This window comes from Candidatus Streptomyces philanthi (genome assembly GCF_059553635.1).
Window position 1 is genome coordinate 1 of sequence record NZ_JCANQV010000449.1, and the last position, 3,413, is coordinate 3,413.

At 74.2% G+C, this 3,413-nt stretch carries 2 protein-coding genes; one reads left to right on the forward strand and one right to left on the reverse strand.

Features of this window, described 5'->3' with window-relative positions:
- Positions 1-406 precede the first annotated feature (406 nt).
- On the reverse strand, positions 407-1,792 hold the full coding sequence (locus AC51EU_RS28775) for an NAD(P)/FAD-dependent oxidoreductase (RefSeq protein ID WP_496270022.1): 1,386 nt from the start codon (positions 1,790-1,792) through the stop codon (positions 407-409).
- A gap of 438 nt (positions 1,793-2,230) precedes the next feature.
- Here AC51EU_RS28775 and AC51EU_RS28780 point away from each other — a divergent pair, with 438 nt between their 5' ends.
- Positions 2,231-3,100, forward strand: coding sequence for a TetR/AcrR family transcriptional regulator (locus tag AC51EU_RS28780; RefSeq protein ID WP_496270023.1), 870 nt, complete (start codon positions 2,231-2,233; stop codon positions 3,098-3,100).
- The last annotated feature ends 313 nt before the right edge of the window (positions 3,101-3,413 follow it).

Genomic DNA, 3,413 nt, shown 5'->3' on the forward strand with positions numbered 1-3,413 from the left:
TGCCGGGGAGCCTGGCGCTCCAGCGCGTGAAGATCACGGAGGGCTACCTCTTACTTCGCGTCGTCGCGCGGGCTCGGGAGGCCGGCCTGGGGCCTCCCGGCCGGGGGCTGGGGAGGGGTCGGCTGGGGGCGGTGTCCGCGCCCTCTGGTGGAATGCAGCAAACGTCCACAATCCTCGTGATTGTCACTCTTCGCAGATACGAGCCCACCCATGGTCACACGTCCAGTGTGACCGACCGGTCTGACATTCGTCAGACGCCGGGGGTCCGGGCGGAGTTCCGCGCTCCGTGTTCGTCCGGGCGGCGCAGTGGCGGCGGGTCGCGCCCCGTGCGCTCCGGCGGGCGTTCCCGGGGACGACGGTGGTCAAGTGGCCCTGGGAACGGTGGTTCCGGGTGGTGCGCAGGGGTTCAGCTGGCTTCGTTGTGCCGTCCGGTGCCGGCGGCGAGCTCGAACTCGGCGCGCGGGTTCTCCAGCGAGCCGAGCGAGACGATCTCGCGTTTGAACATCCCGGCGAGGACCCACTCGGCGAGCACTCTGGCCTTGCGGTTGAACGTCGGCATCCGGCCGAGGTGGTAGGCGCGGTGCATGAACCACGCGGGATACCCCTTCAGCTTGCGGCCGTAGACATGGGCGACGCCCTTGTGGAGGCCCAGGGTGGCGACCGAGCCGGCGTACTTGTGCGCGTACTCGGTGACCGGGCCGCCGCGCACCGCCGCCGCGAGGTTCGCGGCGAGGACCTTGGACTGCCGTACGGCGTGCTGGGCGTTGGGGGCGCAGAGCACGGGCGGCGCGTCCGGGTCGGCGGGCGGCTCGGCCGTCAGGTCGGGGACGGCGGCCGCGTCGCCGGCCGCCCAGGCGTGGTCGACGCCGTCCACCCGGAGGGCGGCGGTGCAGGTGAGGCGGCCGTGGTCGTTGAGGGGCAGCCCGGTGGCGGCGACCACCGGGTGCGGTTTGACGCCGGCCGTCCACACCAGGGTGCGGGCGGGGAGGCGGGAGCCGTCGCTGAGGACGACGGTGCGGTCCTCGCAGGACTCCAGCCGGGTGCCGAGGCGGACGTCGATGTTGCGGGCGCGCAGTTCGCGGACGGTGTAGCGGCCCAGCTCCTCGCCGACCTCGGGCAGGATGCGTTCGGTGGCCTCGACGAGGACCCAGCGCATGTCGCCGGGCTCGATGTTGTGGTAGTAGCGGACGGCGAAGCGCGCCATGTCCTCCAGTTCGGCGAGCGCCTCCACGCCCGCGTAGCCGCCGCCGACGAAGACGAAGGTCAGTGCCGCGTCGCGGACCTCCACATCGCGGGTGGAGGAGGCGATGTCGAGCTGTTCGAGGACGTGGTTGCGCAGCCCGATGGCCTCCTCGACGGTCTTGAAGCCGATGCCGGACTCGGCGAGACCGGGGACCGGGAGGGTGCGGGAGACGGAGCCGGGGGCGAGGACCACCTCGTCGTAGGGCAGTTCGAGGTGTCCGGTGCCGGTCTCCTCGGCGGCCAGGGTCTCCACCGTCGCCGTACGCGCCGTGTGGTCGAGGGCTGTGACCTCGCCGATGATCAGGCGGCAGTGCGGCAGGACGCGGCGCAGCGGGACGACGACATGGCGCGGGGAGACGGAACCGGCCGCGGCCTCGGGCAGGAACGGCTGGTACGTCATGTACGGCTCGGGGTCGACGACGGTGATCTCCGCGCTCCCCCGGCGCAGCTCCCGCCTGAGCTTCCGTTGGAGGCGCAGGGCGGTGAACATGCCCACGTAGCCGCCGCCGACCACCAGGACGCGCGTCACGTCGGGGGATGACCCAGCCATCACAGAGGTGCTCCTCGCGTGCTCGACGAGCCCGGGTGGCACCGCCCGGTGGCCGGCCGGCGGCACGGCGGCCCTCGGGATGCCGCGTCCCGGGCGGCGCGGCACTGTGTTCCATGACGCACCTCCGACCGGGCTTTGTCCACAGGCCGGGCGAAACCCGCGGGCGGGTGGCACGGTGGGGCGGAGGCGTGAATTCCGCGGGCGGAGGGCGAGGTGCGCAGGTCAGATGGTGGATGGCGGACGCGGGAAGGGAACGCGGAGGAAACGTGTCGGCGCCCTACTCCGAACGGGGGGCGAGCGGCGCGGAACCGCCCCCTTCATTCTTGACCTGAGCTCAACTATGTTCGTATTCCGTTGGGGTGACCGTTCTCATCCGGTCACCACCACCGTCAGGGCGGGGAGTCTCCGGGGGGAGACGTCATGACCGGGGGATCACATATGCATTCACAGGGCACTCATTGGCCGGCCACCGTCACCACGACGCACACCGGCGACGGCACGAACACGGACGGCGGGCGCACCGCCGCGAAGGACGGCGCACGGGGCGCGGGCTCCGGACCGGGCGGGCGCAGTACGCCGCTGCGCGTGGACGCCCAGCGCAACCTGGAACACGTCCTGCGCGCCGCGCGGGAGGTCTTCGGCGAACTGGGGTACGGCGCGCCGATGGAGGACGTCGCGCGCCGCGCCCGGGTCGGCGTCGGCACGGTCTACCGCCGCTTCCCCAGCAAGGACGTCCTCGTCCGCCGGATAGCGGAGGAGGAGACCGCGCGGCTCACGGAGCAGGCGCGGGCGGCGCTCGGCCAGGAGGAAGACCCCTGGGCGGCGCTCGCGCGCTTCCTGCGTACCTCGGTCGCCTCGGGCGCCGGGCGGCTGCTGCCGCCGAGCGTGCTGCGGGTGGGCGCGGACGGGGCGGCCGGACCGGCGGAGGAGGCGTCCCCGGCGGCGCGGGTGCCGCAGCAGCGGCCCGCCCCGGGGGCGGAGGCCGCGCAGTGGGCAGCGGGGGGTACGGCATCACTTTCGGCCGATTCCCGAGAGGCCGCGGAGCGTGCCGAACCGGCGGACGGGGCGGCCGCGGAGGCCGCTGGTGAGGAAGCCGGGGGCGCGCAGGCGCTGCTGGAGGTCGTGGGACGGCTCGTGGCGCGCGCCCGGTCCGCGGGGAAGCTGCGGCCCGAGGTGACCGTGGGCGATGTGCTCCTGGTGATCGCCACGGGTGCGCCCGCGCTGCCCGACCCCGGGCACCAGCAGGCCGCTTCCGCGCGGCTGCTGGAGATCCTGCTGGAGGGGCTGCGGGCGCACTCCGCCGGCTGAGCCCCGGCGCCCGGCGCGGTCCGGGCCGTCCTCGTGGAGGGCGGCGCCGGGCGCGACCGCTGCCGGGCGTCCCGCTCCCTCGTTCGAGTGAAGGCCGGGGACGTGGTGCGGGTATGCGCCCCGGATGGGTGGAGTCCTGGCCCATGGCCCGAGCGGGCGGCCCCGGTGTGGCACGCTTGCGCGGTGTTCCGGTGTGACGGCGTTCGGGGGCCTCGGCGATGACTCTTGACGGGCGGGACGGACAGCGCGGCGGCGCCTTCGGCGTCGGCGGTGGAACGGGTGCCGGTGCGGCGCCCGGTGGTCCTGGTACGGG

Coding starts and splice junctions, on each gene's coding strand:
- AC51EU_RS28775 (WP_496270022.1), bottom strand. CDS start 1,792: ATGGCTGGGTCATCCCCCGACGTGACGCGCGTCCTGGTGGTCGGCGGC.
- AC51EU_RS28780 (WP_496270023.1), top strand. CDS start 2,231: ATGCATTCACAGGGCACTCATTGGCCGGCCACCGTCACCACGACGCAC.